Origin of the sequence: Pseudomonas sp. B20(2017) (assembly GCF_002113125.1) — a bacterium.
GTDB lineage: Bacteria > Pseudomonadota > Gammaproteobacteria > Pseudomonadales > Pseudomonadaceae > Aquipseudomonas.
The window spans coordinates 320,072-347,016 of sequence record NZ_NEJP01000001.1; the positions used below are offsets into that span (position 1 = coordinate 320,072).

Annotated in this window: 30 protein-coding genes; 8 read left to right on the forward strand and 22 right to left on the reverse strand. The window is 57.7% G+C overall.

What is annotated here, in order from left to right:
- Positions 1-7 precede the first annotated feature (7 nt).
- Both CAF63_RS01515 and CAF63_RS01520 read right to left on the reverse strand, forming a co-directional pair.
- The gene (locus tag CAF63_RS01515; RefSeq protein WP_085683121.1) at positions 8-718 is read right to left on the reverse strand and encodes a bifunctional 2-polyprenyl-6-hydroxyphenol methylase/3-demethylubiquinol 3-O-methyltransferase UbiG; all 711 of its coding nucleotides are present in this window, start codon (positions 716-718) and stop codon (positions 8-10) included.
- A 3-nt stretch (positions 719-721) separates the two neighbouring features.
- Positions 722-1,690 (reverse strand): glycosyltransferase family 2 protein, encoded by a 969-nt coding sequence (locus tag CAF63_RS01520; protein ID WP_085683122.1) that lies wholly within the window; start codon positions 1,688-1,690, stop codon positions 722-724.
- A gap of 278 nt (positions 1,691-1,968) precedes the next feature.
- On the opposite strand from CAF63_RS01520, the gene CAF63_RS01525 reads away from it, so the two are divergent.
- Complete coding sequence (locus tag CAF63_RS01525) at positions 1,969-2,160, forward strand: DUF1508 domain-containing protein (protein WP_085683123.1); 192 nt, start codon at positions 1,969-1,971, stop codon at positions 2,158-2,160.
- A 59-nt stretch (positions 2,161-2,219) separates the two neighbouring features.
- Here the strand turns inward: CAF63_RS01525 and ppk2 are convergent, their stop codons facing one another.
- Positions 2,220-3,044: a polyphosphate kinase 2 gene (ppk2, locus tag CAF63_RS01530; protein WP_085683124.1), complete on the reverse strand. Its 825-nt coding sequence runs from the start codon at positions 3,042-3,044 to the stop codon at positions 2,220-2,222.
- A gap of 258 nt (positions 3,045-3,302) precedes the next feature.
- Here ppk2 and CAF63_RS01535 point away from each other — a divergent pair, with 258 nt between their 5' ends.
- Together CAF63_RS01535 and CAF63_RS01540 are read left to right on the forward strand one after the other, a co-directional pair.
- Positions 3,303-4,793 carry a DUF3300 domain-containing protein gene (locus CAF63_RS01535; protein ID WP_085683125.1) on the forward strand — a complete coding sequence of 497 codons (1,491 nt, stop codon included), beginning with the start codon at positions 3,303-3,305 and terminating at the stop codon, positions 4,791-4,793.
- Positions 4,790-5,686 carry a DUF2950 domain-containing protein gene (locus tag CAF63_RS01540; protein WP_085683126.1) on the forward strand — a complete coding sequence of 299 codons (897 nt, stop codon included), beginning with the start codon at positions 4,790-4,792 and terminating at the stop codon, positions 5,684-5,686. The genes CAF63_RS01535 and CAF63_RS01540 overlap by 4 nt, the downstream gene beginning before the upstream one ends.
- Positions 5,687-5,941: 255 nt before the next feature.
- On the opposite strand, the gene CAF63_RS01545 is transcribed toward CAF63_RS01540, so the two are convergent.
- Together CAF63_RS01545 and CAF63_RS01555 are read right to left on the reverse strand one after the other, a co-directional pair.
- Positions 5,942-6,490 carry a hypothetical protein gene (locus tag CAF63_RS01545; protein ID WP_085683127.1) on the reverse strand — a complete coding sequence of 183 codons (549 nt, stop codon included), beginning with the start codon at positions 6,488-6,490 and terminating at the stop codon, positions 5,942-5,944.
- A 991-nt stretch (positions 6,491-7,481) separates the two neighbouring features.
- Positions 7,482-7,817, reverse strand: a complete 336-nt coding sequence (locus CAF63_RS01555; protein ID WP_085683129.1) for a hypothetical protein — start codon at positions 7,815-7,817, stop codon at positions 7,482-7,484.
- A 171-nt stretch (positions 7,818-7,988) separates the two neighbouring features.
- Between CAF63_RS01555 and CAF63_RS01560 the strand changes: the two genes are divergently transcribed.
- Both CAF63_RS01560 and CAF63_RS01565 read left to right on the forward strand, forming a co-directional pair.
- Positions 7,989-9,008, forward strand: a complete 1,020-nt coding sequence (locus CAF63_RS01560; RefSeq protein WP_085683130.1) for a DUF4238 domain-containing protein — start codon at positions 7,989-7,991, stop codon at positions 9,006-9,008.
- Positions 9,009-9,098: 90 nt separating this feature from the next.
- Positions 9,099-9,599 (forward strand): hypothetical protein, encoded by a 501-nt coding sequence (locus CAF63_RS01565; protein ID WP_085683131.1) that lies wholly within the window; start codon positions 9,099-9,101, stop codon positions 9,597-9,599.
- A 93-nt stretch (positions 9,600-9,692) separates the two neighbouring features.
- Here CAF63_RS01565 and umuC read toward each other — a convergent pair whose 3' ends face one another.
- Positions 9,693-10,970 (reverse strand): translesion error-prone DNA polymerase V subunit UmuC, encoded by a 1,278-nt coding sequence (umuC, locus tag CAF63_RS01570; RefSeq protein ID WP_085683132.1) that lies wholly within the window; start codon positions 10,968-10,970, stop codon positions 9,693-9,695.
- Entirely contained in the window at positions 10,963-11,388 is a 426-nt protein-coding gene (locus CAF63_RS01575; RefSeq protein WP_085683350.1) for a LexA family transcriptional regulator, read from the reverse strand. The genes umuC and CAF63_RS01575 overlap by 8 nt, the downstream gene beginning before the upstream one ends.
- Positions 11,389-11,483: 95 nt before the next feature.
- Between CAF63_RS01575 and CAF63_RS01580 the strand changes: the two genes are divergently transcribed.
- Together CAF63_RS01580 and CAF63_RS28205 are read left to right on the forward strand one after the other, a co-directional pair.
- Positions 11,484-12,164, forward strand: a complete 681-nt coding sequence (locus CAF63_RS01580; protein WP_085683133.1) for an SOS response-associated peptidase — start codon at positions 11,484-11,486, stop codon at positions 12,162-12,164.
- Between the two features lie 107 nt (positions 12,165-12,271).
- On the forward strand, positions 12,272-13,081 hold the full coding sequence (locus CAF63_RS28205; protein WP_143492411.1) for a hypothetical protein: 810 nt from the start codon (positions 12,272-12,274) through the stop codon (positions 13,079-13,081).
- Positions 13,082-13,140: 59 nt separating this feature from the next.
- On the opposite strand, the gene CAF63_RS01585 is transcribed toward CAF63_RS28205, so the two are convergent.
- Entirely contained in the window at positions 13,141-13,935 is a 795-nt protein-coding gene (locus CAF63_RS01585; protein ID WP_085683134.1) for a DNA adenine methylase, read from the reverse strand.
- Positions 13,936-14,108: 173 nt separating this feature from the next.
- Here CAF63_RS01585 and CAF63_RS01590 point away from each other — a divergent pair, with 173 nt between their 5' ends.
- Positions 14,109-14,543: a hypothetical protein gene (locus tag CAF63_RS01590; RefSeq protein WP_085683135.1), complete on the forward strand. Its 435-nt coding sequence runs from the start codon at positions 14,109-14,111 to the stop codon at positions 14,541-14,543.
- 48 nt (positions 14,544-14,591) lie between these two features.
- Here CAF63_RS01590 and CAF63_RS01595 read toward each other — a convergent pair whose 3' ends face one another.
- From CAF63_RS01595 to CAF63_RS01660, 14 genes are all read right to left on the reverse strand, one after another.
- On the reverse strand, positions 14,592-15,155 hold the full coding sequence (locus tag CAF63_RS01595) for a lysis system i-spanin subunit Rz (protein ID WP_085683136.1): 564 nt from the start codon (positions 15,153-15,155) through the stop codon (positions 14,592-14,594).
- Positions 15,137-15,700, reverse strand: coding sequence for a glycoside hydrolase family 19 protein (locus CAF63_RS01600; protein ID WP_085683137.1), 564 nt, complete (start codon positions 15,698-15,700; stop codon positions 15,137-15,139). The genes CAF63_RS01595 and CAF63_RS01600 overlap by 19 nt, the downstream gene beginning before the upstream one ends.
- A gap of 30 nt (positions 15,701-15,730) precedes the next feature.
- The gene (locus CAF63_RS01605; RefSeq protein WP_085683138.1) at positions 15,731-16,780 is read right to left on the reverse strand and encodes a phage late control D family protein; all 1,050 of its coding nucleotides are present in this window, start codon (positions 16,778-16,780) and stop codon (positions 15,731-15,733) included.
- Positions 16,781-16,868: 88 nt separating this feature from the next.
- On the reverse strand, positions 16,869-17,075 hold the full coding sequence (locus CAF63_RS01610; protein WP_085683139.1) for a tail protein X: 207 nt from the start codon (positions 17,073-17,075) through the stop codon (positions 16,869-16,871).
- Positions 17,050-17,895 carry a phage tail protein gene (locus tag CAF63_RS01615; RefSeq protein ID WP_085683140.1) on the reverse strand — a complete coding sequence of 282 codons (846 nt, stop codon included), beginning with the start codon at positions 17,893-17,895 and terminating at the stop codon, positions 17,050-17,052. The genes CAF63_RS01610 and CAF63_RS01615 overlap by 26 nt, the downstream gene beginning before the upstream one ends.
- A gap of 9 nt (positions 17,896-17,904) precedes the next feature.
- On the reverse strand, positions 17,905-20,454 hold the full coding sequence (locus tag CAF63_RS01620; RefSeq protein WP_085683141.1) for a phage tail tape measure protein: 2,550 nt from the start codon (positions 20,452-20,454) through the stop codon (positions 17,905-17,907).
- Positions 20,455-20,610: 156 nt separating this feature from the next.
- The gene (locus CAF63_RS01625; RefSeq protein WP_085683142.1) at positions 20,611-20,925 is read right to left on the reverse strand and encodes a phage tail assembly protein; all 315 of its coding nucleotides are present in this window, start codon (positions 20,923-20,925) and stop codon (positions 20,611-20,613) included.
- Positions 20,926-20,938: 13 nt separating this feature from the next.
- The gene (locus CAF63_RS01630) at positions 20,939-21,442 is read right to left on the reverse strand and encodes a phage major tail tube protein (RefSeq protein ID WP_085683143.1); all 504 of its coding nucleotides are present in this window, start codon (positions 21,440-21,442) and stop codon (positions 20,939-20,941) included.
- Between the two features lie 12 nt (positions 21,443-21,454).
- Positions 21,455-22,621, reverse strand: coding sequence for a phage tail sheath family protein (locus CAF63_RS01635; RefSeq protein WP_085683144.1), 1,167 nt, complete (start codon positions 22,619-22,621; stop codon positions 21,455-21,457).
- A gap of 103 nt (positions 22,622-22,724) precedes the next feature.
- On the reverse strand, positions 22,725-23,168 hold the full coding sequence (locus CAF63_RS01640) for a phage tail assembly chaperone (protein ID WP_085683145.1): 444 nt from the start codon (positions 23,166-23,168) through the stop codon (positions 22,725-22,727).
- Between the two features lie 2 nt (positions 23,169-23,170).
- A complete protein-coding gene (locus tag CAF63_RS01645) occupies positions 23,171-25,129 on the reverse strand; it encodes a phage tail protein (protein WP_085683146.1) in 1,959 nt (652 codons plus the stop codon).
- Positions 25,126-25,731: a phage tail protein I gene (locus CAF63_RS01650; protein WP_085683147.1), complete on the reverse strand. Its 606-nt coding sequence runs from the start codon at positions 25,729-25,731 to the stop codon at positions 25,126-25,128. The genes CAF63_RS01645 and CAF63_RS01650 overlap by 4 nt, the downstream gene beginning before the upstream one ends.
- A 1-nt stretch (position 25,732) precedes the next feature.
- Entirely contained in the window at positions 25,733-26,617 is an 885-nt protein-coding gene (locus CAF63_RS01655) for a baseplate J/gp47 family protein (RefSeq protein ID WP_085683148.1), read from the reverse strand.
- The gene (locus CAF63_RS01660; protein WP_085683149.1) at positions 26,614-26,940 is read right to left on the reverse strand and encodes a GPW/gp25 family protein; all 327 of its coding nucleotides are present in this window, start codon (positions 26,938-26,940) and stop codon (positions 26,614-26,616) included. Before CAF63_RS01660 ends, CAF63_RS01655 begins: the two co-directional genes overlap by 4 nt.
- Positions 26,941-26,945 lie beyond the last annotated feature (5 nt).

The following is a 26,945-nucleotide window of genomic DNA, read 5'->3' on the forward strand; positions in this document are numbered from 1 at the left end:
GTGCCCGTCACGGTTTTCGCGCCAGCACAAACACACTCAAACCGGCCAGGCGATTCATGCCCATCAAAGGCAATTCAAGACGGCACAACGTCTTCAGCACGGAGTTGACCAGCGGATGGTGGCGCTTTAGTTGCGAGCGCGGAGCCGAGCCATGCGCCGCGCCAGGCAACAGTCGGGACGCAACCGCGATGGGGAACACCGCGCCGAAATAATAGGCGCCCCGCTCCACCTGCAAACCCGCATCAGCGGCCAGGGTTTCGAACTGCGCCAAGGTGTATCGACGTTTGTGTTCGAGGAAGTCATCGTGCCCGCTCCACATGAACTGGAACGCCGGCACGGTCATCAGAAAGCGGCTGCCGGACGGCACTTTTTCAACATAGGACTTGAGCAGCCCGACGTCGTCATCAACGTGCTCCAGCACATCCATCAACAACACCAGATCAGCGTCCACCGCATCGATGGAACGGCGGTAATGCACGGGTTTTCCGGCGGTGGTGGCGCTCGAATCGGCCGGATAGCTGATGTCCACGCACCATGCTTCTCGCGCCGCCGTATGGGTCAACAAATGATGGGAGAAGAATCCTGAACCGGCGCCGACGTCGAGTATTCGCTTGATCGGCGCTTCACCCAGCAAACGGCGGGTCGCGGCCGCTTTGGAGCAGTAATACCAATGCTCGCCGATGCTGTCGCCGAGGATGTCGGTTTCCTTGAGGTCCATGCTTCAGTCCTTGGATTCGTAGATGCGGCGCACCAGGAAAACCGGCCGGCGCTTCGCTTCGATATAGGTGCGGCCCAGATACTCGCCGAGCACGCCGATGCCGATCAACTGCAAGCCGCCGAGAAACGTCACGGCAACCATCAGCGAGGCGTAACCGGGCATGTCAACGCCATGGATCAGCGTGCGCAACACAATGAACATCGCAAAGGCAAACGACACCAGAGAGACCAGCGCCCCCAGATACGTCCAGATCCGCAACGGTTCGGTGCTGAAACTGGTGATGCCTTCGAGGGCGAAATTCCACAGCCGCCAACCATTGAACTTGCTTTGCCCCGCCGCCCGCTCCGGGCGTTCGTACTCGACCTGAGTGGTACGAAATCCGACCCAGGCGAACAGGCCTTTCATGAAGCGCCGGGATTCGGGCAATGTCAGCAGCGCGTCGACCACGCAGCGATCCATCAGCCGAAAATCACCGACGTTTTCCGGCAATGCCTGTTCGGCAATTTTGTTGTGCAGACGATAGAACCAGCTGGCGGAGGTCTGCTTGGCCCAGGAGTCGTTGCGCCGGCTGATGCGGTGGCCAAGCACCACTTCAAAACCTTCGCGCCAGCGCTCTATCATTTGCAGAATGACCTCGGGCGGATCCTGCAGATCGACATCGATCGGCACCACGATTTGCCCGGTGGCCGTCTGCAAACCGGCGGACAGCGCCGCTTCCTTGCCAAAATTGCGACTCAGATCGACAACGCGGATGCGCGAATCGCTCCGCTGGCAGTGCAGCAAGCGCTCCAGCGTCGTATCGGAACTGCCGTCATTGACGAACACCAGTTCCAGCTCGACCAGCGTCTCTTGTTCGAAAACCTGACGAATGCGCAGGAGAAAGCCGTCGAGGCTCTCCTCTTCATTGAATACGGGCACTACCAGCGACAACGTCACCGGGCCCGCGTGTTGCGTTCCGTGCGAATGGGTCAATGGACTGCTCTTTCTTATAGTGATTGTCGGTCGCCGAACGCTGTTCGACGCCATGAGCCGCCCCGTATTAAGCAGCAGCCCGGAATGTCATGCAAGGGTGAAACAACGGCGTTCCGGCCAATCCAAAGGCCGATCCAAGCGCTCTGGCCCGTGCTTTCCAGAAACATTCACGAACGATTGGAAACAAATCCCCGATAGCCAAAAAGCCGCGCTCCGCTAGGCTTGCGTCGAGGCGACACACAGGTTGTCGCACAAACACATCGCATGGAGCGAACCGAATGTATTTCGAGATTTACAGGCAGTCCAAAGGCACCCCGAGCACCGGCAAGGGCCAATGGCGCTGGCGGCTACGGGCAGGCAACCACGAGACGGTCGCCAGCGGGGAGTCGTATATGAACAAGTCGGATTGTCTGCATGTGATCGAATTGATCAAGGGTGTGCAGGGAGAGACCCCGGTCAAGGAGATCTGAGGACTGCGCAAGACGCCGGGCTGCCTGTGTTGGCAGCTCCGGCGACTTCTGAAGTTGCTTCAAAACCTTTCGGGAATGTGCCTGAACGGATAATCCGACTCCTTGTACCCCCCCGGTTTCTGCCGCTTGGGCAATGTCACCTTCTCTCGCGGCACCTCTTTGTAGGGGATGCGACTGAGCAGGTCGGAGATGATATTGAGCCGCGCCCGACGCTTGTCATTCGAGTTGGCCACAAGCCACGGGGCATAACCGGTGTCGGTCGCTTCGATCATCTCGTCCCGCGCCCTGGAGTAGTCATACCAGCGACTGTAAGACTTGAGATCCATGGGCGACAGCTTCCAGATTTTGCGACCGTCGTTGATTCGCGCCTCCAGCCGACGGGTTTGTTCTTCCTGACTGACGTTCAGCCAGTACTTGAGCAGAATCACCCCCGAACCGACAACCGCTCGTTCCACCAGCGGCACGCTCTTGAGGAATTTGTCGACCTGTTTATCCGTGCAAAAGCCCATCACCCGCTCTACGCCGGCTCGGTTGTACCAACTGCGATCGAAGATCACCACTTCGCCGGCCGCCGGCAAATGGGGCAAGTAGCGCTGCATGTACATCTGGCTCTTTTCGCGGTCGGTCGGGGCCGGCAACGCGATGACGCGAAAGACTCGCGGGCTGACCCGTTCGGTCAGCGCCTTGATGGTGCCGCCCTTGCCCGCACCGTCACGGCCTTCAAAGATGATGCAGATCTTGATGCCTTCGGCCTTCACCCATTCCTGCATTTTTACCAGTTCGATATGCAAACGGCGCAGCTCGGCAAGGTAGTCCTTGTTTGACAGTTTTGTATGTTCGTCAGGTTTCTCTCGGGGCGAGTCTTTCTTCTTTCCCTTTGCCATGACCAGACCTCTCGGGTTGAAAGTGGCTGCCAGGGCCCCCCTGGCATCGCATGACCTGGAACCGGAAAGTTTAGTCATTTATCGCAAAACGCAAGTAAACGGCGGCATTGCGCGGACAACGTGCTTATTGCAAAAAAGACTGTGCCGGATTTTGACGGAACGCCATTAGCGAACCATTCTCCATCACGGTGCAGCATCCAATGCTCGCCGTTGGCACCTCGACTTCTCTAACCTGCCACTCGATGTGGGGAAGAGGTAATGCACACTTCACTGTTTTATGCCGCCTCAGTCATGCTCGCCCTGAGCGTTGCGCCCGGATTGGTGCGAGCTGCGGATCCCCCCCCGGCGCCCACTACTCAGGCAGCGCCTACCAGTCCTGCCGCCGCTCCGGCCAAAGATGCCGTGTTTACCCAGGAGCAGCTGGATCAGATGCTGGCGCCGATTGCGTTGTATCCGGATCCGTTGCTCGCCCAAGTGCTGATGGCCGCTACCTATCCGGGAGAAGTCGCCGAGGCAGTGACCTGGTCCAAAGCCAATCCGAATGCCAAGGGTGATGATGCCGTCAAGCAAGTAGCGACCCAGACATGGGATCCGAGCGTGCAGGCACTGGTGGCATTTCCCCAGGTATTGGTGACACTGGGGCAGGATCCGGTCTGGGTACAACGTCTGGGGGATGCCTTTTTGGCGCAGCCTGACGATCTGATGGCGGGCGTCCAGCGCTTGCGGCATCAGGCCCAGGCGGCGGGCAACCTGCAAAGCAATCAATATCAGAATGTGACGGTACAGAACGTCACGGCGCCTGCACCTGCTGCCCCGACTTCGACTTCAACACCCTCCAATTCAGCCGCCAGCCCCTCCACCATCATCATTCAACCGGCCGATCCGCAGGTCGTGTATGTCCCGACTTATAACCCGACCACCACTTACGGCACCTGGCCGTATCCGGCCTCGCCACCGGTTTATTACCCTCCGCCTCCCGCTTATTACCCTGGTCAGGCATTGGTTGCCGGATTGGCCTTCGGGACCGGCGTGGCCGTCGTCGCGTCGTTGTGGGGAAATTGTGACTGGGGCAACAACGACATCGACATCGATGTGAACCGTTACAACAACATCAACGCCAACAACCGGATCACCAACAACCAAAACAAATGGCAACACAACACCGTGCATCGCGACGGCGTGCCTTATCGAGACAACCGCAGCCGCACCCAGTACGGCCGGCAACTGGACGGTGCGGCTCAGCGCGAAGCCTATCGTGGGGACAACGCGCAACGAGCCCAGGCCCGAGAAAGAGCTCGCAGTTCGATGGACCGGGCCGGTTTCGAACGCCCCGCCACCAGCAATCAGCAAGCCCGCAATCAGGTTCGCGAAGCGCAATCCGCCAATGCCGGCAACCGGATGCAAGGAGGCGCAGACAGACCCAGGACGGCCGACCGCGCTCAAGGCAACGCTCGCGATGCCCGGCAGAACGCAAACAATACGCGGGAGGCCCGGCAACCCGGTGCCAATCAGCGTGAAGCGCGCACGCCTCAAGCGCGCCAAACGCCGCAAACCCGGCCTGCCGCAGGCAGTGCGCGCAATAACGCCTTCGCCGGCGCCCGCTCGCCATCGCAAACCCGACTACAGGCTGACCGAGGCCGGGCCAGCCAGATGTCCGCGCAACGCCCGAACACCTCGCGAGCCGTCGGACATCAGATCAACCGGCCATCCGGCGGGGGAATGCGTCAAAGAGGAGGTGGCCGTCGATGAGCATCCACTCTCTTGTGAAGGGCTGTCTGGCCATCGGACTTGGCCTCGCGTGGTCAAGCTTTGCCATGGCCCAGCAGACATTTCCAACCCCGGAAAAAGCCGTCGAGGCCTTCGTCGAAGCCCTAGGAACAGACCACGCCGACCAGAAACGCCTGACTGAACTGCTGGGCGAGGAATGGCACAGTTTCATTCCCCGGGAGGGCGTACAACGCAGTGATGTCGATGCCTTTTTGCAGCAATACCGCGAACAGCACACACTGGAAAAAACCGGCGACAACAAAGCCGTGCTTGCCGTAGGACCCGATCACTGGACGCTGCCCATTCCTCTCGTCAAAGGAGCATCGGGTTGGCGCTTCGATATGAAGTCTGCTCGAACCGAAATTCGCACCCGGCAAATCGGCCGCAACGAACTGGATGCCGTGCAAGCGGCCCTGGCCTATCACGATGCACAAATGGACTACGCCTCGGAGGATCGCGACGGCGACGGCGCCCTCGAATACGCACAGAAAATCATCAGCTCCCCCGGCAAACACGACGGACTCTACTGGCCGGACGATGACACCGATCAGATCAGCCCTCTGGGCCCGGCATTCGGCCAGGCCATCAACGACGAGGCCTGGCACGGTTACCGTTTCCGCATCCTCGATGGCCAAGGCCCGTCCGCACCCGGCGGCGCTTACAGCTACCTTATCGGCGACAAGATGAGCCGGGGATTTGCGCTGATCGCATGGCCGGCGAAATATGCCGATACCGGAGTGATGAGTTTCATGATCAGTCACGAGGGGCAGGTATTCGAAAAGGACCTGGGGCCTGACTCGGAGAAGGTTGCGAAGGCGATGAAGCGCTTTGATCCGGATGACAGCTGGAAAGAAGTGAATCCGGAGCAGAAGTAGCTGGTGTTTCGAGCTACAAAAGATCAGAAACGAAAAAGCCCCGCAGCTTCTCAGCTACGGGGCTTTTTCTATATATGGCGGAGAGATAGGGATTCGAACCCGAGCCTCCCATATCACAGACCGTTACAGGCCGTGAGTATGGGGAGAATTCGTCAGATTGATGGGCCAGAACCGGCCCTCAACGGTCTACGTTCTGCCCTAAATTTGCCCTAAAACTCAACCATCGATCTCAGCTGCTCATCAGCGAATAGGAGACTACACCGATGGTTTCTTCAAAGGATCGAAGGTGATGATGACCTGTACGCCTCCAAGCCCGTCAACGACTACTCGCTTCCCTGGGCTGTAGGTGAACGAAAATGGCTTGATAACTGTTCCAGTTCCAATTACCTCCACATCTTCGCTCACCGACAGGGAGGTCTGGTGGTATGAGCCGTTCTGGCCCCCAACCCTCTGTGTAAACTTCCTACCCATCGTCGACTTGAGGTTCCCGGTAATCTCAACTTCAGAACCTACCTCGTGAATTTCGTATGTCAGGTCTGTTTGAACGACAGCATGCTTGCAGGCAGTCCTCGCAGCGTTACATTCCACCGCGTATGACAGAGGAAAAACCTCCTCATACGGGGTAGCCCTGGGCTGGCCATTGGATGGATATTCACTCTTCGGCGTGCCGGATGCTGCAGGACTGATGGCGTTCTTAGCGCCGTGAAATTCAACGGTATGCGGGGTAATTTGGACCGGCTTATGCTGGATTGCGGAACAAGAACTCAGCAAAACAGGGACAAGCAAAAGAACAGCCTTATTCATCAAGCCTTTCCTACCTTCAGTGGTACGTATTGAATTGGGCGAGCTTCTACTCAGACAGTTACGCTCGCGCTATCAAAACAATATCACCCAAAAATCAGCTTCCCAAGCTGATAACGAGGGTTCGATTCCCTTCACCCGCTCCACTATTTTCAAGGCCTCCAGCCTACTCCGCCTCTCCTTGGTGTCCGTTAAGGTGTCTGTTTTTGCTTTCCACAAACGCCTAACGTATATAACAGACACCAGCACCTCGACGACAATAGCCATTTCTATGCGCGAAAAAAACCGCCTCGTCCGAAGCCGAAGCGGTGCACTTCTTGATCCTTACGGACCGTCAAAATAGTCTCGCAGTAATTCGTAGACGTGATGCACACGTACACAAACCACCACGACGCCCCAGACATGCTTCAAAATTTTCCGCATGCCAGGTCCTCCCATAGTTGGGCCAAACCTCCAGCACACTCACCGGTTTTGTGTGCCTTCGGGATCACGTGAATGCTCCCTGTGAGACGGCTAAGCTCGTGGACACCACCTGAGCTATCCGCACGGATTACTAGCCCGTGTCAGGAGGTAGTCACGCGGATGTTCCCCATATAACCCGGGACACCCGTGAAACTGACCTAATGTTAACGACATTTATATCGTCATGGCGCGGCGAAACGGCACATTGAGCGTTCGAGAAGGGTAGTTTTGCGGTCAAAGCAAGGCGCAGTAGGGCTTTGGCAGGAAATCATTTTTTCGATATTTTTTGGATTGTGAGGGATTTACTCAAAAAACAATCAAAAAATACTTCCCCCGGCACGATGGGGTTAAGCGCTCCTCACCAATAAACCGCCAATCGTTAATTATTGCGCGGACTGGTGCCACCTTGTACCCTGTGAATTCGTGAATGCTCCCTGTGAGTAGGTAAACCCGGCCACTAACCGGACTTGCCACGAAAAAGCCGCCCTTACTAGGCGGCTTTTTTTTGGCCAGTCCCTCCGGCGTGTGACGGCTACTCTCGATCAATCCGCTCCCACTCTCGAGCATATTGCTCTGCTTCATCAATACATTTTTCGCAAAGGAGGCTGCCGTAATAGGCTTGGTTCTCTAGGGCAGTCGCCAGTTCATCACCCTCAAGATCCGTCTGACAATCATTATGGTAACCACCTGGATCCGTCACGCCTTCACATGACTTCGTCAAATGTGGCCGCAAAACATTCTTCTGAGGCTCACTCAAATGATCGAAGCCCTTGTCCACCGCGAGTTGAGCAATGCCGCGTACCTTGGCATCTTCATTATCAAGGCTGCCGGTTTCCAGAAGCTTTTCCAAAGCCTTCACTTCACTCATCATTTCCTCCCAGGATTAGGACCCGCACCGGCATAACGATATCACCTTTGCAAGGAGAGCTAGGCAATATCAGGGCGTGATGGACCGCAATTGATCGTTGAACCGCAAGAGAGCGCAAGGTTGTGTAGCATATAATGGCCTGCACGGTCATCCGTCGAGCAAGGAGAGCGAATGCAACAGCTACGCGTTAGAAACCATTACGTTCCGGAGCTTTATCTAAAGCAGTGGGAGCATGAAGGTAGAGTTCCCACTTACCGGCTTCTGGTTCCTCATGACAGTTTTCCTCTATGGGAAAGGTTACCCCTAAAAAGTATTGCCTTTCGTCGGCATCTCTATACCGCTCTGATCGGGCAAGAGGAGACAGATGAGATTGAACGCTGGCTTGATAGGGAGTTTGAAAGTCCGGCTAAAGAAGCGATATATCGCGTCATCAACGAGCAGCGCCTCACGCCTGATCACTGGAGGCATTTGGTTCGCTTTGCTATAGCTCAAGATGTGCGCACCCCTGCACGGCTTAAAGAGTTTCTTGTTCGCCAAAATAAAACATTGAAACCGCTGATGGATAAGACATTGGCGCAAACCGTTAATGATCTGGAACGAAGCCTCGCTGAAAAACGTACTATTCAGGTTAATGAAATCGATGGGGCTGGTAAGCTTCCTTTGAAAATTACTATAGAGAAACCTCCATCAGGAAGTTGGAAGGTGCAGGCCGAGGCAACGATCGGTAGAGGGATGTGGCTTTGGAATATAAAACACCTTCTAACCAGCACCTTAAAACGTATTCCCCGACAACGCTGGACTGTGCTCCACGCTCCGGCAGGTGTATCATGGCCGACGTCAGACAATCCTCTAATCAGACTTAACTATCAAGACCCTAACAACTATAACTTCGGGGGGGGATGGGGGGTGACGAACACTGACATACTCCTGCCACTGAGCCCGAAACATCTTTTGCATACGAGCATTGGCAAGCGTTCCTGGATGCGCGGTACGGTGTTAGAAACTGGTATGGCTCACCTATTACGTAAAATCATCATTCAACATTCGGATCGTTACGTTTTTTCGCTAGACCCATGCGATGTCGATATAATTCAACCTCGACTCGTATGTGCGGAAACCTATAAGCAAGAGACTGAGGCTTGGGAAAGCTGGCATAAAAATCAGTGCGAGGCGGAGGCCGAACTGAGATAATACGATCGTAAACAAGCTAACAACCGGTGGAGCAGCGCCAACTGGATAGTTCTCAAGCAGACTTCATTACCCATTAAATATGGAACCAATATGGCAGCCAAAATATTACGATTAATTGACAGATTATTTACAAGACTTTTCTTTTTTACAATTTGGATATTTGGTGCAACTATTTTTTTTGGCGCAATGGATCATTATCTGCGACAAAGAGACTTCCTTGTCTTAGCAACTCTCTGCTTTCCCATCTTAGCGGTACTGTTTGGATTTTCCGCGCTATTATATAATCGCTCACGAGCATTCCAACCTGGCCCTGTTCAGCGCCGCTCTTTGTATGCCGCAGAGAGAGCACTCCAATCGACAGTCTTATTCGCATTAGGATTTGGAAGCGGCGCCATCATCGCCACATTAATTGTGCAATTAAAACTCTCTACTGGAGACGACGGAGCACAGTCTAAACTACTTCTAATTTTCTTCATTCCAATAATGCTCATCTTAGGTTCGTTTGGCACCTTTTTCTTGTCGTTCAGGGCAATTTCGCATGGCATGCTCAAACGCATGAGCATGCGAGAGATCCTGAGGAAAATTAGATAACCACGCCCGACGCACGATTAAATGGACGGCCATTATCAACAGGCCATAATTTTATATTTTTAGCATTTTTTGGCTTACAACGGATTCTTCGTTTCAGTTACACGGGATAGTCCACAACTGATCAAGCTTGGTCGTGAAGCTTTGACTCATCATCTCGCGCCGCATTGCCCAATCGGGATTGATCGGCACCCCCGCAGACCGCAATGTTCCCCTGCCCCACCTCTCGTTGATCTTATCCAGCACCGTCATCAGGTTCGTCGCCCGCGCCGATTGCGTAGTGGCAAATAGATCCTCGGTGAATTCACCAGGCTGGCAAAGATTGACGAGCATCACCTCTGCCTTGCTGTATTTGAATCCGGGCCGGAATACGCGCTCGACAGCGTTTACGGCGGCGTTGGTCAGCAGGCGCACATCATCAGTGGGATATGGCAGTTCGATCAGTATGCCGCTTGCGTACTTGGCCTCATCCGGATTGAACATGCCTGTGCGAATGCTGACGCGGATCTTCTTACAAAGCGAGTTCTGGGCCCTCAGCTTTTCCGAGGCGCGCATCATGTAGGTGGCCACCGCCTCCTTGATCGATGCCAGCTCCGTGAGCCGCTTACCAAACATCCGGCTACAGCAAATCTCCTGCTTGGGCGGATCCGGCTCGTCCAGCTCCAAGCACGGCGTGCCGCCAAGCTCGCGGGCAGTCTTCTCGATCACCACGCTGAACTTCCTACGTAGCGTCCATGGGTCGGCCTTCGCCAAATCCATCGCAGTCTTGATACCCATGGCGTCCAGATGAAGTGTCATCTTGCGACCGACGCCCCACACTTCAGACACGTCGGTATTACGCAGTACCCAGTCGCGCTTGAACGGGTCGCAGATATCAACCACGCCGCCCGTTTGCACCTGCAGCCGCTTGGCAGTGTGATTTGCCAACTTCGCAAGGGTTTTGGTGTGAGCGATTCCCACCCCGACCGGAATGCCGGTGCAACGCAGCACTTTGCTGCGGATCTGCCGACCCAGCGAGTCCAGACCTTCAATTCCTGTGAGATCGGCAAAAGCCTCGTCGATGCTGTACACCTCAACGGCCGGCACCATTGCCTCGATCAGGGTCATGACGCGTTCGCTCATGTCGCCGTACAGCGCGTAGTTCGAGGAGAAAGGGACGATACCGTGCTGCTTGAGCTTGTGCTTGATCTGGAAGTACGGCTCGCCCATTCTCACGTAAGGCTTGGCATCGTAGCTTCGGGCGATGACGCAGCCGTCGTTGTTGGACAGCACCACAATGGGTACCTTGGCCAGGTCAGGACGGAACACGCGTTCGCAACTGGCGTAGAAACTGTTGCAATCGATCAGGCCAAATACCGGCGCCACCTTAGACATGGCTGCGCACGCTGCCGATGATTACGCCCCAGATGGCTAGTTCATCACCTTCCAGCACATAGCGAGGCGGATACTTGGGGTTCTCAGACAGAAGGATCACGTCCTTTCCCCGAATGCATAGTCGTTTGCAGAGCGGATCGTTGTTCAGCAGCGCAACGACGATGTGACCGTGGGCCGGCTCCAGCGAACGATCTACTACCGCTAGGTCTCCGTCAAAGATGCCCGCGCCCTGCATGCTTTCCCCGGTGATTTTCACAAGATAGACATGCGGGGCACGGATGTTGAGCACCTCATCTAAGGAGATGTGTGCCTCAATGTGATCCGCCGCCGGCGAAGGAAACCCAGCGGGCACCTGGAACAAACAAAGAGGCAGCTTTAGGCCGACCTCGGCAATTGGGCCTAAAATCGAATAGCTCATGACGCACGACTTCCAATACTGTACGAACATACAGTTAACTTTCAGAAGCGCTCGCGGTCAATTTCTGTAGGAATTATCTGATAGGCGGGCGACATATGTGCGGACGACTTTCACAATACGACGGCATCCACGACTTTGTAGCGGCGCTGAGCATGCCCAACGCGCTGGTCAATCACACCGGCGACCAACCTTTCGAGCGGTACAACGCGGCTCCTACCACCCAGCTGGCGATTTTCCATCAGGAGGGTCAGTACCTGCATGCCGACATGGTCCGCTGGGGATGGCGTCCACACTGGGCGAAGGACCGCGCCGCGCCGATCAACGCCCGGGTAGAGAAAGTCGCCCATGGCCCCTTCTTCCGTGCGATCTGGCCGCACCGGGCGATAATTGCAATCAACAACTGGTTTGAATGGGTCGACGAAGGCGGCCCCAAGAAGCAGCCCTACTTGATTCGCCGGCGAGACCGAGCGCCGATCCTGTGCGCCGCGATTGGGCAGTACCCCAGCACCGAACACCCACCAGGGGAGCACGACGGCTTTGTGATCATCACGGCAGACAGCGCTGGTGGCATGGTGGACATTCACGACCGTCGGCCTGTGACGCTATCGCCGGAATTGGCTCGCGAATGGCTGGACCCGGCTACGCCAAAAGACCGCGCCGAGCAGATAGCGCTGCTGCAGGGTGAGCACACCGAGGCGTTCGAGTGGTTCAAGGTGGACCCAGCAATCGGCAATGTACGAAATCACGGGCCTGAATTGATCAACCGAATAGATTAATTTAGTCAGCTTTAATTTGGCGTCTACTGCTTTACAGTGTTCAACAGTCAGGTACTCCCAATGGAACTCACAGAGTAGCGGGTCCACCAAATCAACAGGGTCTCTCAATGAAATTTAGCACGCTGCACCTCAGCTACCTTGACGAGCTATCATCTTTAATATTGAAAAGCACAGACCCTATATTCATTCGTGAAAAACTCAACCTCATACTTGATCATTATCAAGTCATTAATTACGAATTCCATTATAGCCATGCATTTTGGCGTGCGAGAAAATGCAATGATGAAAATGGATTCGGCAATATATCAGAGCTTGGCCCCCCTCCTAAGGAGCTGACGCGAGAAGGAAGACTCAACGAAGTCAATGACCCCATTCTGTATACATCAATCAATCAGTATTCAACTCTAGACGAGATCAAAGCAGAAGAAGGTGACCATATACACATTGTCGCCTATGAACAACTAGCAGACCGCCCCATCCGCTGCGGGACTATTGGCGAAATAACCCACATGAACAGATGGGGCAGCGGCTTAACGTCTGAAACTGTAGGAAACCTACTAAACAAATTCATGAGCAACATGCCTCATGAATTCGGCAAAAGCTTTGTATTCACAGATTCCTTTCTCTCCTCATTATTAAAAGACAAAAATGCAAAAAACACGAACTATATTCACTCAAGAATTCTTGCTAATTTAATTTTTAGTCGAAACCCCGAATTAGATGCAATTGCCTATAGCGGCGTAGCTCTGGAATCTTCTCGAAACTATGCAATAAAACCTAGCTCCGCTGAACACTCTTTACAGATGCAAGCGAGCTTTGTGTTGAAAATTACAAAAAAGTACAAATTCGGAATGTATGATTTTCAAATTATTAAAAACGCAAAAGGCGAAGAGTATGATGGAAGGTTTATATGGTGAGCTTTTAAGCGTCATCCAGCGTAGCGAGCGAGATTTACGAATCTCGCGCTACGCATAGGTTAGAACAATCCACCAAGCGCCGCCGGCTCCCAGTTCATGATCACCAATTCACCGGTGACCTCAGCTTTGCCCTGTCGTTGATTGGCGGTGGTATAGCGGATATCCAGCGTCTCGAAGTGGAAGCCGTCGAACACGCGACGAATATCGGGATGATCGTTGATGCTGACCATCACTTTGCCTTTGCAGCGGCGCATGAAGTCGGCCATCCGTTCGTAATTCTCGAACGGAAAGTCCACGCCATAACCGGCGGTCTGCCAGTAAGGCGGATCCATGTAGTGGAAGGTGTGGACACGGTCGTAGCGTTCTGCGCATTCAAGCCAGGGGAGGTTTTCGACGTAGGTGCCTGACAGGCGTTGCCACGCGGCCGAGAGGTTTTCCTCGATGCGCAGCAGGTTGATGGCCGGTGCGGTAGTTGCCGTGCCGAATGTCTGACCGGAGACCTTGCCGGCGAAGGCATGGTGCTGCAGGTAGAAGAAACGGGCGGCGCGCTGGATGTCGGTGAGGGTCTCGGGGCGGGTCATTTTCTGCCATTCGAACACCTGCCGCGAGCTGAGCGCCCATTTGAATTGGCGCACAAACTCTTCGAGGTGGTTCTGCACGACGCGGTAAAGCGTGACCAGGTCGCCGTTGATGTCGTTGAGAACTTCGACGGGCGATGGCTGGGGCTTCATGAAGTAGAGCGCGGCCCCGCCGGCAAAGACTTCGACGTAGCATTCGTGTGGCGGAAAAAGCGGGATGAGGCGGTCGGCCAGACGGCGTTTGCCGCCCATCCAAGGAATGATAGGTGTAGACATTAAGAGCAAGACCTTTACTGTATGAATAAACAGGTGCTAGGCTCGCCGCGCTTTGTGCACGAAGCTGGAGCCTAGGCCGGACTTGCAGGGGCAATCTGCGGGGACGGCGGTCGGATTGAATGTTGACGCATCCATTCCGACCGCTTCATTTATTGACTAAGGACGCTGCCTCCATGATTAAAAAATTGCTGTTGCTGCTGGTTGTATCCCAAATGGCTGCATGCTCTAACCAACCCTCAAGTGCCTATGAAAGTGGTTGGACTGGCGACACCAACGAAGACGCGTATGCAGCGTGTGGCAGTTTTCGCGTCAAGAAAGGCTTTCAAGATCCATCAGTGATGGATCGTCTCGTTGCATCGCATCAACTCACGAGCGAACAAGCGGCACGTGCGATTGAACGGAGTGTGCAGATAGGCGACCCTGAATGTTTGGCCTATGCGGCATACGGATTGGACCGGCACAAGATCTCGTTTTACAAGAACAAGGCCGGAGAGTTAACCGCCAAGTCAGTCACTTATCTTTGCAGTGAGAGTGACGTGCCTTGTCCTGGGCTGACGGTGATGTTCTCGGACGGAAAAGTAACGAACGCCACCGTCACGAATAAATAGCACCACTACCATTCAAATCTGAACCATGAACGCCAAACTCAGCGGTGTTCATGGCGCAGTGCCACTCGCGCGCTCACGGTCAAATATCAGACGTACATAGTCTTGGCACGCACTCAGAGCCATCAATCCTCTGTCACCTTCGTCGGTGATTCCGACAATTCGTTGAGCATGCGCCGGGTCAAGTTCGGCTCTTGTGGGGCCATAAACCACGCTGCCGGTGGTGGCGGTGGCTGGCATCGATCCGTTGCCGGCGCCGGTGGTGGCGTCGAGTAGGACTGACAGGCGCAGATCAGCAGTGGCAAGACGGTCGCGCAGGCGACCTTGATCACGTTGGACATCGCTCAAGGCTCGGTAGTGGGTTTGTTCACTGGATGCCAAGCGCTGCTCGAGCGCGAGGCGTTTGTCTTGGTCGGCACGCTGCTGCGCGGCCGAGGCCTGGGCCAACTGATTGAGGGTTTCGGTGTGTAGCTGGGACTGCTCGGCGAACTCTTTGCCGTAGCGCCAATCCTGCACTTGCCAAGTGATGGCCGCGGATCCGACAACCAGAGTGGCCAGCAGCACCACTTCGCCAAACAGCCGATACGGCGTCGGGATCAGTTCGCCGAGGCGCATAACACCGCCCTCGCCCGTCCCCACAACTGCAGGCGCTCCTGCAGACCGTTCAGGCCGCCGTTGATCTTGCGGGTGATTGCCTCGAACTCGCCCTGATCCGCCAGGGCATTCAGCCCGCGAACCCACCAGAACCACGCGGCCGACTCGGCAGCCCACTGCGGCAACTCCAGTAGCTCCGGCGTGCGCAGCAATCGCTCATCGCCGAACAGCGCCAAGCTGCAGCGCAGGTAGTTGTTATGGCCGGTGATCTGAATCAGGCCCCGGCCCCGGTAACGCTGGCCATCGCCGTCGGCCTCGGGCGTGTTACCCAGCCGCACGGCCAGAGTGCCGGTGTCGTACTTGCTCAGGTACTGGTCACCGCCCAATTCGCGCACGTAATTCAGCTCGCCAGATTCGTGCCCGACCTGGGCGAGAAACGCGGCTTGGCGTTGCGGCGTGTTGATCTGCCGGCGGACCATGGCGGCATTGAGCGCAGAAACAAAAACGCCCGCTTGGCGGCGGGCGTTGGGCATGATGCGTTGTAGCTTTTGTTCCGTCAGTGACATGGAGTTCTCCTGGGTTATGGGAATGCAGCGCTACTGCTTGATCTGAACAACCTTCAGATCCTTCGCCGGCTTTTTCTTCTTGCCTTTGGCTTTCGCCTTGCCTTTTTTGCCGCCGTTGCACTCGACCGTCGTGCTCCAGCCGGCCTGGGTGAATACCTGTTCCACCGAGTCGACCAGATATTCGCCATCGAGCCCGACCTTAAAGCCTTGGGCATTGATCGATCGTTCGGCAAACAGATCAGTGCGACCCGCCATCTCCAGCCGGACGCCGGCCGTGGAGCGGTTGAAGGCGGTGAGACGCGCCTGGGCTGCCGCTTCGGCAGCTGACTTGTTCGGGTAGATGTGCCGGTCGGTATGCACCGGCGGCAAGCCGTCCGGAGATTCGTCATTGTCGAGGGTGACCACGGCGAGCTTGCCGGTCTTCTTGTCCTGATGTTTGGCCGACACGGCCTTGTGGGTGTTGCGATCACCGAGTCTGAACTGGAAGCGGCTCACGTCCGGACGGCGGATTGTCACCACACCGAACGTTTTGCCCGACGCGCTCTCCCCGCCCTGACGTGGCATCACCAACAGCTTGCCGTCGGCCACCTTGGCCGTGCAGTCGTACTGCCTGGCCAGACGCGTGATGAAATTGAAGTCCGATTCGTTGAGCTGATCGGCGCGGGGCACCTTGGTCTGCACCGGGCAGACCGCCTGCCAGCCGTTGCGAGCGGCGACGTCGGCGACGATCCGCGACAATGGCACGTTTTCCCAGCTGCCGCTGCGAGTGGTCTTGCCGCTGCCGCGCATGTCGCTGGCCTTGCCGGTGATCACCAACGTGTCAGGCGGGCCGGACAGCTCGATTTCATCAACGACGTAGCGGCCGATGCGGGTCAGTCTGGTTTCTGCGTAGCCCAGGTAGATCTCGATGCTGGCCCCACGCGAGGGCAGAACCACCGCACCGTCGCGGTCATCGATACGCAGTTCGAACTCGTCGGACTCCATGCCCGGTTTATCTGTGGTTTTCAGCTGCAGGAGGCGGTCATTGATCCGCTGGGTAATGTCGGCACCGTCGGCGACGATGCGAAAGGTCGGGGTCATTATTTGCTCCAAAAAAAGCCCGCACAGGGCGGGCTTTGAAGGGGGTGAAACTAAAGGAGCAACGAGAACTAAGGGTGACTTTAGTTCATCAACTCCATAGCGCTATGCCGTCCTCCGACGGCTGTGGCAGATCTGGTAACTCGATCACAATACCGGCACGGTAAGGCTGCGGCTCATCGGCCAAGCCCTGATTGGCATCCAGCACCGCCTCGACCGTTCCGCTGAGATGCCCATAGGCGTGGTAACACAGGGTGTCGAGCAGATCCCCGTCAGACGTTCTGCAGGTCATCGCCATAACGTACAAACTCCAAGGTGAACGACTGTTTACGCGGGATACCACCCTGCAGCAGCGCGCTCTGTTCTTCTTCGACGTTCTTCAAACACCAGGTGCCGAGTACGTCACCATAGCCGGTGGTCAGCGTCAGCGGTAGTTGTTGAGCGCCGAGGCTGCGCAGAGTGTCCAGTTGTTTGATGCCGCCCTTGAACCCCGGAAAGATGGCGCCCTTGAGGGTGATCTTTTCCTCACCGATACCCACCGCTTGCTGCGCCGGTCGCCGGGTCAAGCGTTCCTGTGAGGCCCAGCGATATTCGGTCGAGCGCCGCAGTTCATCGAAGGCAGCAGTGTCCAGGTTGAAGTAATACGGAACAGCCTTGGGATCCAGTGGCTGCACGATCAACAGGTGCGGGAATGGCTTCACCGCTTCCGGTACCGGCGTCGCGTTGCCGGCCAGTGCACCGGTCGGCAGGATGTTTCCCAGCGATGGGCTGACCTTGCCGGCGATCTTGTTGATCGCCGTCGACGCCCGGGCGGCTTGCTCATTCAGTTGGCTCATGCGCTCATCGATCTCTGACACGGCACGCGTGGCCTTGTTGTAGGTGGCCACCACCTGACCGACCTTGGCCTGGGCGGCGTTTACCCCGCGCATCACGCGCTGCAGTTTTTCACCGACTGCCGGACCGACAATTGGTATGCCTTCCAGCTCCGAGGCCGCGCCGCTGATCTCGCTGATCGCGCCGTTGACCGGTCCCATCATGCCGTCGAGGCTACGCCGCCCGGTTTCCCCCGCCGCTGCCAGTTGCTTGAGCCCCGACTGCAACTGTTCCATGTAAGCCATCAGTCCTCCTTACACATGCGGTTCATCATAGAGTTTGCGGTTCTGCAGCTGCTGCGTGGCCTGCTGCATTTGCTGCGCGATGTAGGGCTGCAGCTCTCGCGCCATTTGCGCCGGATCCTTGGCATCGCCCTGCACGGTAATGTGCAGCGGCGCGGAGATCTCAACCCGTTGTTCGACCTTCGGTGTTTCGGATCGGGGTGCCGGGATCGGCGCGGCCAGCAGAGGTGGTGGAATCGGAGCGCTGGCAGGCGTGGTCAACGAGCGGGCGACATCGCCCAGCGCTGCAGCGTCGTCTGCGCGCTCAGGGAGCAACTTGCTGACCGTGGGCACTGCAGGTGGTGTTGCACCCGGCGCAAGCGGGCCGGTGGCGGATTTCGGCGCGAATGACCGGGCAATGTCCCCCATCACCGGCGGCAGGTTTTTTCCGGCATCGGCCATCATCAATGGCCCGGCGTCCGGTACACGCTTGAGCGACTCGTCGGTGCCGAACAGTTTTTTTCCCAGAAAACCACCCGCCGCATCGCCGCCCATGTAACCGAGATAACCGCCGATCATGCCGCCGACGATGTTGCCAATGATCGGCACGGCCGACCCGATGGCGGCGCCTGCAGCTGCACCGGCCAAAGTGCCGGCCAGCCCACCGGCTGCCTCGCCGTAACCTTCGGCCTTTTCGTCCTGAGTCACCGCATTTTCGTAGGTGTCATAGGCTTTGAAGCCGGCGTCAACCACCGCGAAGAACGCCGGCCCCTTGACGCCTTCGGCGATCTTGGCACCGCGACCGCCGCCTTCGTGACCGCCGCCCCTACTGCCCTTGCTCTTCTTGCCGTCGCCGGCCTTCCCGTCCTTCCCGCCTTTGTCCTTCTTGCCTTCGCCACCATCCAGATCACCGGCATCCAATCCACCGCCGGCACCCGGCAGGTTGGTGACGATCACTTTTTGCGGGATGTTCGGGTTGCCCATCAGCGTGCCGCGACCGAGGTTCATCAGGCCCTTGCCGACCTTAAACGCGCTGACGACGCCCTTGAGTGCGACCAGCCCAGCCACGGCCGTACCAATGCCGAGCGTGACCCGTGGAAACTCATCGGCGAAGCCTGATAGCTTGCGGCTGACGTTGTTGATGCCGTCAGCCACTGCGTCGGTAACGGGCCGGATCGCATCGCCAATGCTGCGCATGGCGTCATCCATGGACTGCGCCATCTCGGACCATTTTTGCGCTGAGGTTTGTCGACGCTCAGCCAGGTTCTTGTCGAGGATCCCGGTGGCACCGGCCGAATCCTTTTTCAGCTGGTTGTACAGATCCTTGTTCTGCATGTACGCGGTCAGAGCCGCCTTCACCTGCATGTCGGCAAACAGGTCACCGGTACGCAAAGCCTCCTCCAAAGACTTCATCATGGCCTTGGCTTTCTCAGGATCAGCCTCTTTGCTGATCGCGGCTGTGGCCTTGGCCATCTCGGCGGCCCGTTTCGGATCGGTCGCTTCGATGTACTTCTGCGCCAGGGCGAAACTGGATTCCAGTGTGGACATGCCGTTTTGCAAACCAGTCTGCATCGAGCCTTTGTAGTCGATACCGGCTTTTTTGTAAGCGTCGACCGTCTCGCCTGAACCGATTTTTTCCATCCAGTTTTTGAGGTTGTTGGCCGCCTCATCCGAACCGCCGGCCGTTTTCATTTGCACCTGCAGCATGGCGCCCAGCTGCGTCACCGAGTCCATGCCGGTGATGCCCAGCTTGCCCATCCCGGCCAACAGTTCGGGGAACCACTTGGCCATGTCGACCGCTTCAAAGCTGCCTGCCTGGCCCTGATAGGCGATGGCTTCCAGCGCTTTTTCCATCACCTTGGGGTCAGTGATCTTGGCGTTCTGACCCAGTGCGTTGATCATCTTGGCCGTTTCAGTGCCATCCGATCCCTGGCCCACGGCAAACTTGGCCGCCGTCGGTGCATAAGCCAACGCCTTGTCCAGCTCCATACCGGCGCCGACCAGCGCGTTGACTACCTCGGCCACTTGGTTGCGCGCCATGCCGGTGTCGCGCGACGTGTCGATCACCGTCTTGGACAACTGCGCCTCTTCCGGTGAATTGGCAATGTTGGCCTTGATCGCGATGTCGCGAATGATCGCGCCGTAATCAGCACTGACCTTGGTCGGGATGGCAGCAGCGGCGGTCAGCGCACCAGCCTGACCGAGGGTGCTTTTCAGGCCGGACCGGCCCTCCTCGATCTGCCGATGCCCGAGTGCTTTGAGTTCGGCACCGGCGGCCACGCGCCCCATCGTGGCGTAAGCCTTGCTCAACCGTCCCACCTCAACGCCCTGTTTCTTTAGCAGTTCGAGATTCTTTTCATATTTGGCCAGCAGCTTGTCGGCGCCTTCGGCGCCGGTCGTGTGCGCCTTGCGCCACTCATCGCGCAGACGCATGGTGTCGCCGATGGTGTTCTGCAGGACTCGGGCTTTGCTACCGACCGAATCCAGGTGTTTGATCTTGCTTTCGACGTCCTTGAACGCTTTGCCTACCGTCGGATCGACGGCGCCGCCAATGACAAAGCCAAGCGCGAGATTCTTCGCCATGTGCGTGCCTTATGCGTCGGAAAGAGTTGAGCGGTGGCTCAGTCGGAGAGCCACCACACCAGTTCGTTGAAGGGCATGGCCGTGATCTCAGCTGCAGAGAACCCGGTCTCCCTGGCCATGCGCTTGGCCAGGATCTTCAACGTAGAACCGTCGCATTTACTCGTCCGTGACCAGGCGAAAGTAGCCGGCCTGCAGGCGCAGGTAGTCGACCATCTTCAGACCCATCAGATCCGCTTCAGGGGTCTGGGTCAGCGAAGCGAACAACGACATTTCGCGCTGCTCGGCATCACCATTGGAGGCCGCCTGCGCAGCTCGCACATCACGCACGCACGGTGCGCGCATCATCAGGGTGTCGACCGTGACACCGGACAGTTCAGTCGGGTACTTGAGGCTGATGCGAAAGCCGTCGTCAGACAGCTGCAGCCACTTCGGCAACGGTTTTTCGGTTGTCGGTTGGATGTCTTGGCTCATTTCGTATTTTTCCTTAAAGGCCCAGGGCCGCACGTTCGTCTGCGAGCTGGTCGACGCCATCGATGACCAGCACCATGCCCAGCATGTCGATCTCGTAAATCACCCGGCCGGCGACTTCGAGCTTGTAGTAAGTCAATGCCATGTTGTGTTTGGTCTCGGCCTTCTCGCCGGCCTTCCAGTCGCCCATGTCGACCTCCTTGATACCGCCACGCATGGTGACGATCACCGGGGTGACCTTGCCCTTGAGCCCCTTGAACGAACCTCGGAATACAGCGCTGCAGGCGGTGCGGTCGGACAAACCGAAGAATTTGAGCGCTTCGCGCCGCACACCGTTGGTGGTAAAGCCGGCTTCCAGTTTTTCCACGCCGGTCGGGATCTCGACCTCACCGGCCATACCGCCGCCTCGATAGGCTTCGGTTTTCAGCACCACCTTGGGCAGGGTCAGGCTCGGCATTTCGCCGGCAAAACTGACGCCGTCGATAAACCCGGCGCAGTTGGAGAGAACTTCAGGAATCATCAGGGTGCCTCCTTAGGCAGGTTCAAGCACTTCGGTCATCCACTCGTTGGTGACCTCAAAAAGGAAGTTCGGGTTTTCAGCCGGCGGCACGTCGGTGAATCGGATGCGCCAGTACACCTTGCCCTGCTCGATCTGGCTGGCGGTGTTCAATTCGTGATCCGGAAATACCTCGAAGTTGATCACCGCACCTTGGTTTTTCAGGTCGCGCATGAACGCTTCCAGGCCGTCGGTGACGTCCTTGACGTAGGTCTTGGTGATCGAGCGGTCGACCGCCCACTTGTGGCCGGCCTGCACCGCATCCATGAGGATGAACAGCGTGCGTACGCGGGTGACGAACGCCCACTTCGGATCGCTCGACAGCGTGCGGTTACCCCAAAGGCGGTAGCCGTCGTCGCGAATGATCGTGGTGATGTTGGCGTTGTTGAGCAGGTTGGCCCGACAGGTTTCGTCACCGTCCAGGTACTCGACGGCGCGGGTCGTACCGGTGATGCCGGTGAACTCCTTGTTCGACGGAGAGGCCCAGAAACCGTAGGTCGCATCCGTCCAAGCAAACAGGCCGGCGGTCCAGGCAGAGCCGGGAGCATCCACCGTCTTGCTTACTCCTGTATCCCAGAACTGCACACCGGGATCGACCATAAACAAGTTGCGACTGCCGAAATTGTCGGCGTAGGCCATGGCTTCCTCGTCGGTGGTGCATGGCCCGTCGATGATGCCGATGGCGCGCAGCTTCTGCGCCAGACCATCGATGGCGGTGGCCACCGCCTTAGTGGCCGAATGACCAGGTGCAATCAACAAACGCGGTTGGGCGTTGAACAGACTTTTGCCATCGAGCAGTGCCTGCAGGCCAGTACGCTGACCCGAAACCAACACGCCGCCGATAATGGCCGATGTCTGCAGCGCAGGATCGTCCATCTTCGGCACGCCGATGGCGACGATCACCGCCTTAGCTTTTTTGTAGATCGCCTGGCAGGCTCGGGTAATTGCCGATTCCGCGCCGAACGCTGCAATGGCCTCGCGCTCGGTGGTGATCAGCTTCAGTTCCCCAGCCTTGGCAGTGCCGCCGCCCAACACACCCGGCGTGAAGGTGTCGCACAAACCGATGATCGAGGAAGACGGCAGCGTGATGGTGCGCGCGCCGGTGTCGACCGCTGTGGTCGTGACGCCGTGAAAGAAACTCATAAGGCTCGTTCTCCAGAAACGAAAAAGCCCCGCTTGTCTGCGAGGCTTGAGGTGTTTATGTAGCGTGAGGCGGAATGAAAAACGCCCCGTCAGTGCGGGGCGCTCAGGTGGTTTGCGTTGCCAGCCAGGTCGGCGCCGGCGGACGGTGTTCCGCGAGCGGGAATTGTGAGCCTTGCGGCCAGTCGCGCAACTGCCGGCGGTAGGCCTGCAATTCCGAGTACTGATCAACCGTAAGCGAGGATTCGCCTCCTTCTTCCAGCTCGTCGCGATGCCGTGAAACCAGCGGATCAGTCAGGGCCAACTGTGCGTCACGCCAAGCCCGCTCGACTGCCCCCAGCTCGGCAGCATCCAGCGGCGGCGGATCGATCAGCACCGGCTGACCATCGGGGCGGGACGACATTTTTTTAGGACTGGTTTCAAGCTCTTTGAGCAGTCCAAGCCAATTGCCCTCGGGCACCTCCACTACGTCCGCTGGCATATCAGAGCCATGCACATCCAACCTGTAAGCCCCGCAGGTGGAAGGACTAAAGAAAATGACTTTATCCATGATTAGAAACCTATTACTCGCCAAAGAACCGACCATCCCGCTTGACCGCCTGAGGCCTGCGCAACGCGCAGAGTGCAGCCGGAATTATTCAAAGTTCCTGCGACGACACACGCCATCACAGGCAGCCCGCCTTGATGCAATAGGGAAACGTTACGCACACCGGCCCCGGAAAAGGCTAACGGGAAAGAAACGTAAACTTGACCATTGGCATCCGTTGTCCCTACGCCCCATTGTTCGATCAAACCGCTGGGGTTCTTGACCCAGCCGGCCACGGCATTATTACAAGCGAACTCGGGCGCGTACTTCAAAGCAGACAATCCGCTTTCAACGACCCATTGCCCGTTCCCCGCCGTTATCACGATGGTTGAAAGCGATTGCAGAGTCACAGAAGTCAGCAAATTGCCGGTAAGCGCGGCAATAAAATCCGCACCCTGACGAGCAACGGTGATCACACCAGGCGCGGAGTTGAATAAATAAAAATTCGTGCCGCTGGGCACCGACGCCAGAGGCGGTAGGGTCAGCGTTCCGGACGCCGCCAGCACAATACGGCAGCCCGCGGCCGAGGCACTGAGCGTTGCGGGCAATGCTCCGATATCCACACGCCCAGCAAAATTCCCCTGTGCTCGCTGCGCAAACTCCGTCGTGGCCAGCGCCTTGCCGCTATCGAACTGCGGCTGCGTGATGAAGTGCGCGCCGCTCATCGTGCCTGCAAAGCGCAATAGCGCCGAACCGCCGACCAGTCGCCACTGGTCTTGCAGGCGGATAAACTCGGCCGTGTCGCCTAGGGCCAACACCAGAGGCCCGGCCACACCGGTCGAGGTGTACACCACATCTGTACCCGAACCCACGACTTTCAAGCCACCCGGGCCAGCACTGACCAACGTGATCGTGGCTCCCTGCGCAACACCTGCTGTCGGCGGCAAGGTCGCCGTGAGCTGTGCTGCGGCGGAGAAACTGTGAAGGCCTCCGACGTGCGCCGCCGAAAGCACCAGGCTCGCATCGCTGGTCGTGAACCCCGAGAACTCGATACCGCGCCGCTTGAGAAACTCAGTCGTCGCCAGCGACTTGCTGCTATCGAACTGCGCAGGCGTGGGGGCCGTGGGGTTGCCGGAGAACGTCGGCGAGAACAACCGTGCAAAACCGTCGGTGATGTCCTTGAACGTCAGTGCGGTGGTGCCCACAACAATCTGGCCATCCGTTACCAGCTGCCAGATCGTGTCGGCCTGAGTTGCGCCAACCTCGACCGCCACCGTCAGATTCGGCGTCACCTTGGTGTTGTTGTCAGCATCTTTGGCTCGCACCCAAGCACCTACCGCCGCCACCCATGGGCCATTGTCCTTGGCCAACGTTTGGTTCTTCACCAGCACCCGGTCACCGGCGTTCAGCGAAACGCCGTCCACCACCTGCAAACCAACCAGGTTGATATTGGCCGTGGTGGCTGCTCGCACCGACTGCTTGATGTCGAGCTTGCTCAGTTCCTCCAGAATGCGTGAGTCGACCCACTCACGCGTCGCCAGCACCACCGCCGGATCGATCTTGAGACTGATCTGCGCGGTACTGGAAACAATCAGGTTCATCCGCACCACCTGCGTACGTCCCGAGCCCTGCGACAGAATTGGCTTGAAGCTCGGCGCGCAGTTGGCCACCGCGATCAGGTCGCCGTCCGCATCGTACAGTCCGACCTCACGAATCCAGCGGCCACCCTCATCGGCTGGAATCACCTGCTCGGCGATGATTACTGCCGCATTGACCGGATCAATGCGTAGCTGATTCAGCGGCCGCCGGCGCCACTCGTTGATCAGTTTGGTTTGCTTGGCGCTGGGCTGCGGGTCAGTGCCGTTCGCATCGCCCAGGCCCATCTGTGTAATGTTCCAGGGAACCCCAAGCACGTTGGCATTCGCCAGCTTGGCGGCACCCACGTCCGTGAGGATCGCGAAGAACTTCGAATTCTCATCAATCATGAATAAATGTCCAAGGTGTCAATGGAGTGTTCCCGCCCAACCACACCGAAGTTGCCGGTGACGTTGATGTCCTGCATTTCAGGCGGGTAAATGTCGAGTTCGTCGCCGTCGTAGAAGCATGCCCCCACATTCAGGTTGCCTTGCGTCTCTAGGCTGATGGCCAGCCCCGTCAACTTGCGGCTGACCGGTTTGGCGTCATCGATCAGGCGTTCGAGTTCGAGGTACATTTCCTCGGTGATGCCGGTATCCAGTACCCCGACCTTCAACGCAAAAGTGCCCGGCACGCCTTCTGGCACCGTGTTGAACCATTCGACGATCTCGATCAGGTAGCCCAGCGGTTCGACGACTCTGCGCAAGGCACCGATGGTGCCCTTGTGTTTGTGGATAAAGAACGACGCCTTGATGGCCGCGCGCTTGACCGGTTCCGACCAGGCTGGATCCCAGCGGTCGACCGACCAGGCCCAGGCCAGATGCGGCAGCAGGTGCTCCGGACAGGTGTCGGGGTTGTACAACGTTCGCAACGGAATCAACGTGGTTTCGGCGAATGTCGCCTCGATACCCCGTTCCAGGGGAGTGCTGTTGAGCGGCAAAAGACTGCGCATGTCAGCCTCCCAGTACAACGGTGTAACCCGTGCAATAAGCGGCCTGCGCCTTGGTGGGTTTCAGATCCTGCCAATCTTTCAGTTCCACTCGCGCAACACCGGCGACATGCAGCTGCGCATCGACCCCAGACCGGGCTACCTCGATGCCCAGCCGGCGCCGTGGATTGATCCAGGCTTCCAATCGACGGATCGCCTCGGTAAGCGCCGCGTCGTTCTCCGGGCCGGCGCCTTTCATGTGCAGCACGGCGTCGACCCGGTAACGCAGGATCTCGGCGCCGCGCACGGTGACGCGGTCGCCCACCGGCCGCACGTCATCGTCATTCACAGCCACAGCGACCAAGGCCAATAACTCCGGGCCAGCCGTGCCATCGCCCTCTAATCCCAGCACCGTCACGTCGACGCAGGCCGGCGCCGGGCTTTCCGCCGTGGCATCGGCGACCAGCGCCGAGGCGTTTCGTGCGTGGAGGATGTAGCTGTTGCGGGGGCCGGCCGTGGTCAGCCCCTCATAGGCCAGTTGTACACGCTCGCGCAACGCATCATGAGACTCCATGACCGCCGCAATCGGCGGCACAGCCAGCGGATCCGCCGCTTGGATCACCAGGCGCTTGAGGTTGACGTTGGCGGCCAGGTGATCCAGATCGGCGCCGGTGGCGTAGGCCAGTAACTGAGCCTTGGCCGCGTCGTTCACACGTGCCCGGTTACCGAGCTTGATGTAGCTGCCAACCTCCAGCAGCTTGGTCACCGGATCGCTTTCCAGCGAGGCGGTCCAGTTCTGCCCCATGTGCCCTCGGAACACGCCCAGCGCTTCGCTGTACGTGTCTTCAAAATCCAGCGGTTCCAGCACGTCCGGTGCCGGCAGCTCCGACAGATCTACCAGGGTACTCATACCCACACCTCCAACGTGCCGCGCTCACCGAGGTATTCGCCGCTGATCTTGAAATTGATTTTCCCGCCGAGGACGGAGACAACCACGATGCGCTCAAGCTTGAGTCGCGGCTCCCATTGGTTGAGTGCCCGCACGGCCTCAGCCTGCGCCGCGCTCTTCCAACCTTCGTTGATCGGCAGGTCGACCATGCGCCGCAGCTTGCTGCCGTACTCCGGCCGTTCGCGGCGGCTCAGCAACGGTGTGCCGAGGATGTCCGCAACCGACTGACGTAGATGCTCGATGCCGGAGATGGGCTGCCCGGTGTGGCGATCCATTCCGATCATCGGGT

Coding starts and splice junctions, on each gene's coding strand:
- CAF63_RS01515 (WP_085683121.1), bottom strand. CDS start 718: ATGGACCTCAAGGAAACCGACATCCTCGGCGACAGCATCGGCGAGCAT.
- CAF63_RS01525 (WP_085683123.1), top strand. CDS start 1,969: ATGTATTTCGAGATTTACAGGCAGTCCAAAGGCACCCCGAGCACCGGC.
- ppk2 (WP_085683124.1), bottom strand. CDS start 3,044: ATGGCAAAGGGAAAGAAGAAAGACTCGCCCCGAGAGAAACCTGACGAA.
- CAF63_RS01535 (WP_085683125.1), top strand. CDS start 3,303: ATGCACACTTCACTGTTTTATGCCGCCTCAGTCATGCTCGCCCTGAGC.
- CAF63_RS01540 (WP_085683126.1), top strand. CDS start 4,790: ATGAGCATCCACTCTCTTGTGAAGGGCTGTCTGGCCATCGGACTTGGC.
- CAF63_RS01545 (WP_085683127.1), bottom strand. CDS start 6,490: ATGAATAAGGCTGTTCTTTTGCTTGTCCCTGTTTTGCTGAGTTCTTGT.
- CAF63_RS01555 (WP_085683129.1), bottom strand. CDS start 7,817: ATGAGTGAAGTGAAGGCTTTGGAAAAGCTTCTGGAAACCGGCAGCCTT.
- CAF63_RS01560 (WP_085683130.1), top strand. CDS start 7,989: ATGCAACAGCTACGCGTTAGAAACCATTACGTTCCGGAGCTTTATCTA.
- CAF63_RS01565 (WP_085683131.1), top strand. CDS start 9,099: ATGGCAGCCAAAATATTACGATTAATTGACAGATTATTTACAAGACTT.
- umuC (WP_085683132.1), bottom strand. CDS start 10,970: ATGTCTAAGGTGGCGCCGGTATTTGGCCTGATCGATTGCAACAGTTTC.
- CAF63_RS01575 (WP_085683350.1), bottom strand. CDS start 11,388: ATGAGCTATTCGATTTTAGGCCCAATTGCCGAGGTCGGCCTAAAGCTG.
- CAF63_RS01580 (WP_085683133.1), top strand. CDS start 11,484: ATGTGCGGACGACTTTCACAATACGACGGCATCCACGACTTTGTAGCG.
- CAF63_RS28205 (WP_143492411.1), top strand. CDS start 12,272: ATGAAATTTAGCACGCTGCACCTCAGCTACCTTGACGAGCTATCATCT.
- CAF63_RS01585 (WP_085683134.1), bottom strand. CDS start 13,935: ATGTCTACACCTATCATTCCTTGGATGGGCGGCAAACGCCGTCTGGCC.
- CAF63_RS01590 (WP_085683135.1), top strand. CDS start 14,109: ATGATTAAAAAATTGCTGTTGCTGCTGGTTGTATCCCAAATGGCTGCA.
- CAF63_RS01595 (WP_085683136.1), bottom strand. CDS start 15,155: ATGCGCCTCGGCGAACTGATCCCGACGCCGTATCGGCTGTTTGGCGAA.
- CAF63_RS01600 (WP_085683137.1), bottom strand. CDS start 15,700: ATGTCACTGACGGAACAAAAGCTACAACGCATCATGCCCAACGCCCGC.
- CAF63_RS01605 (WP_085683138.1), bottom strand. CDS start 16,780: ATGACCCCGACCTTTCGCATCGTCGCCGACGGTGCCGACATTACCCAG.
- CAF63_RS01610 (WP_085683139.1), bottom strand. CDS start 17,075: ATGGCGATGACCTGCAGAACGTCTGACGGGGATCTGCTCGACACCCTG.
- CAF63_RS01615 (WP_085683140.1), bottom strand. CDS start 17,895: ATGGCTTACATGGAACAGTTGCAGTCGGGGCTCAAGCAACTGGCAGCG.
- CAF63_RS01620 (WP_085683141.1), bottom strand. CDS start 20,454: ATGGCGAAGAATCTCGCGCTTGGCTTTGTCATTGGCGGCGCCGTCGAT.
- CAF63_RS01625 (WP_085683142.1), bottom strand. CDS start 20,925: ATGAGCCAAGACATCCAACCGACAACCGAAAAACCGTTGCCGAAGTGG.
- CAF63_RS01630 (WP_085683143.1), bottom strand. CDS start 21,442: ATGATTCCTGAAGTTCTCTCCAACTGCGCCGGGTTTATCGACGGCGTC.
- CAF63_RS01635 (WP_085683144.1), bottom strand. CDS start 22,621: ATGAGTTTCTTTCACGGCGTCACGACCACAGCGGTCGACACCGGCGCG.
- CAF63_RS01640 (WP_085683145.1), bottom strand. CDS start 23,168: ATGGATAAAGTCATTTTCTTTAGTCCTTCCACCTGCGGGGCTTACAGG.
- CAF63_RS01645 (WP_085683146.1), bottom strand. CDS start 25,129: ATGATTGATGAGAATTCGAAGTTCTTCGCGATCCTCACGGACGTGGGT.
- CAF63_RS01650 (WP_085683147.1), bottom strand. CDS start 25,731: ATGCGCAGTCTTTTGCCGCTCAACAGCACTCCCCTGGAACGGGGTATC.
- CAF63_RS01655 (WP_085683148.1), bottom strand. CDS start 26,617: ATGAGTACCCTGGTAGATCTGTCGGAGCTGCCGGCACCGGACGTGCTG.
- CAF63_RS01660 (WP_085683149.1), bottom strand. CDS start 26,940: ATGATCGGAATGGATCGCCACACCGGGCAGCCCATCTCCGGCATCGAG.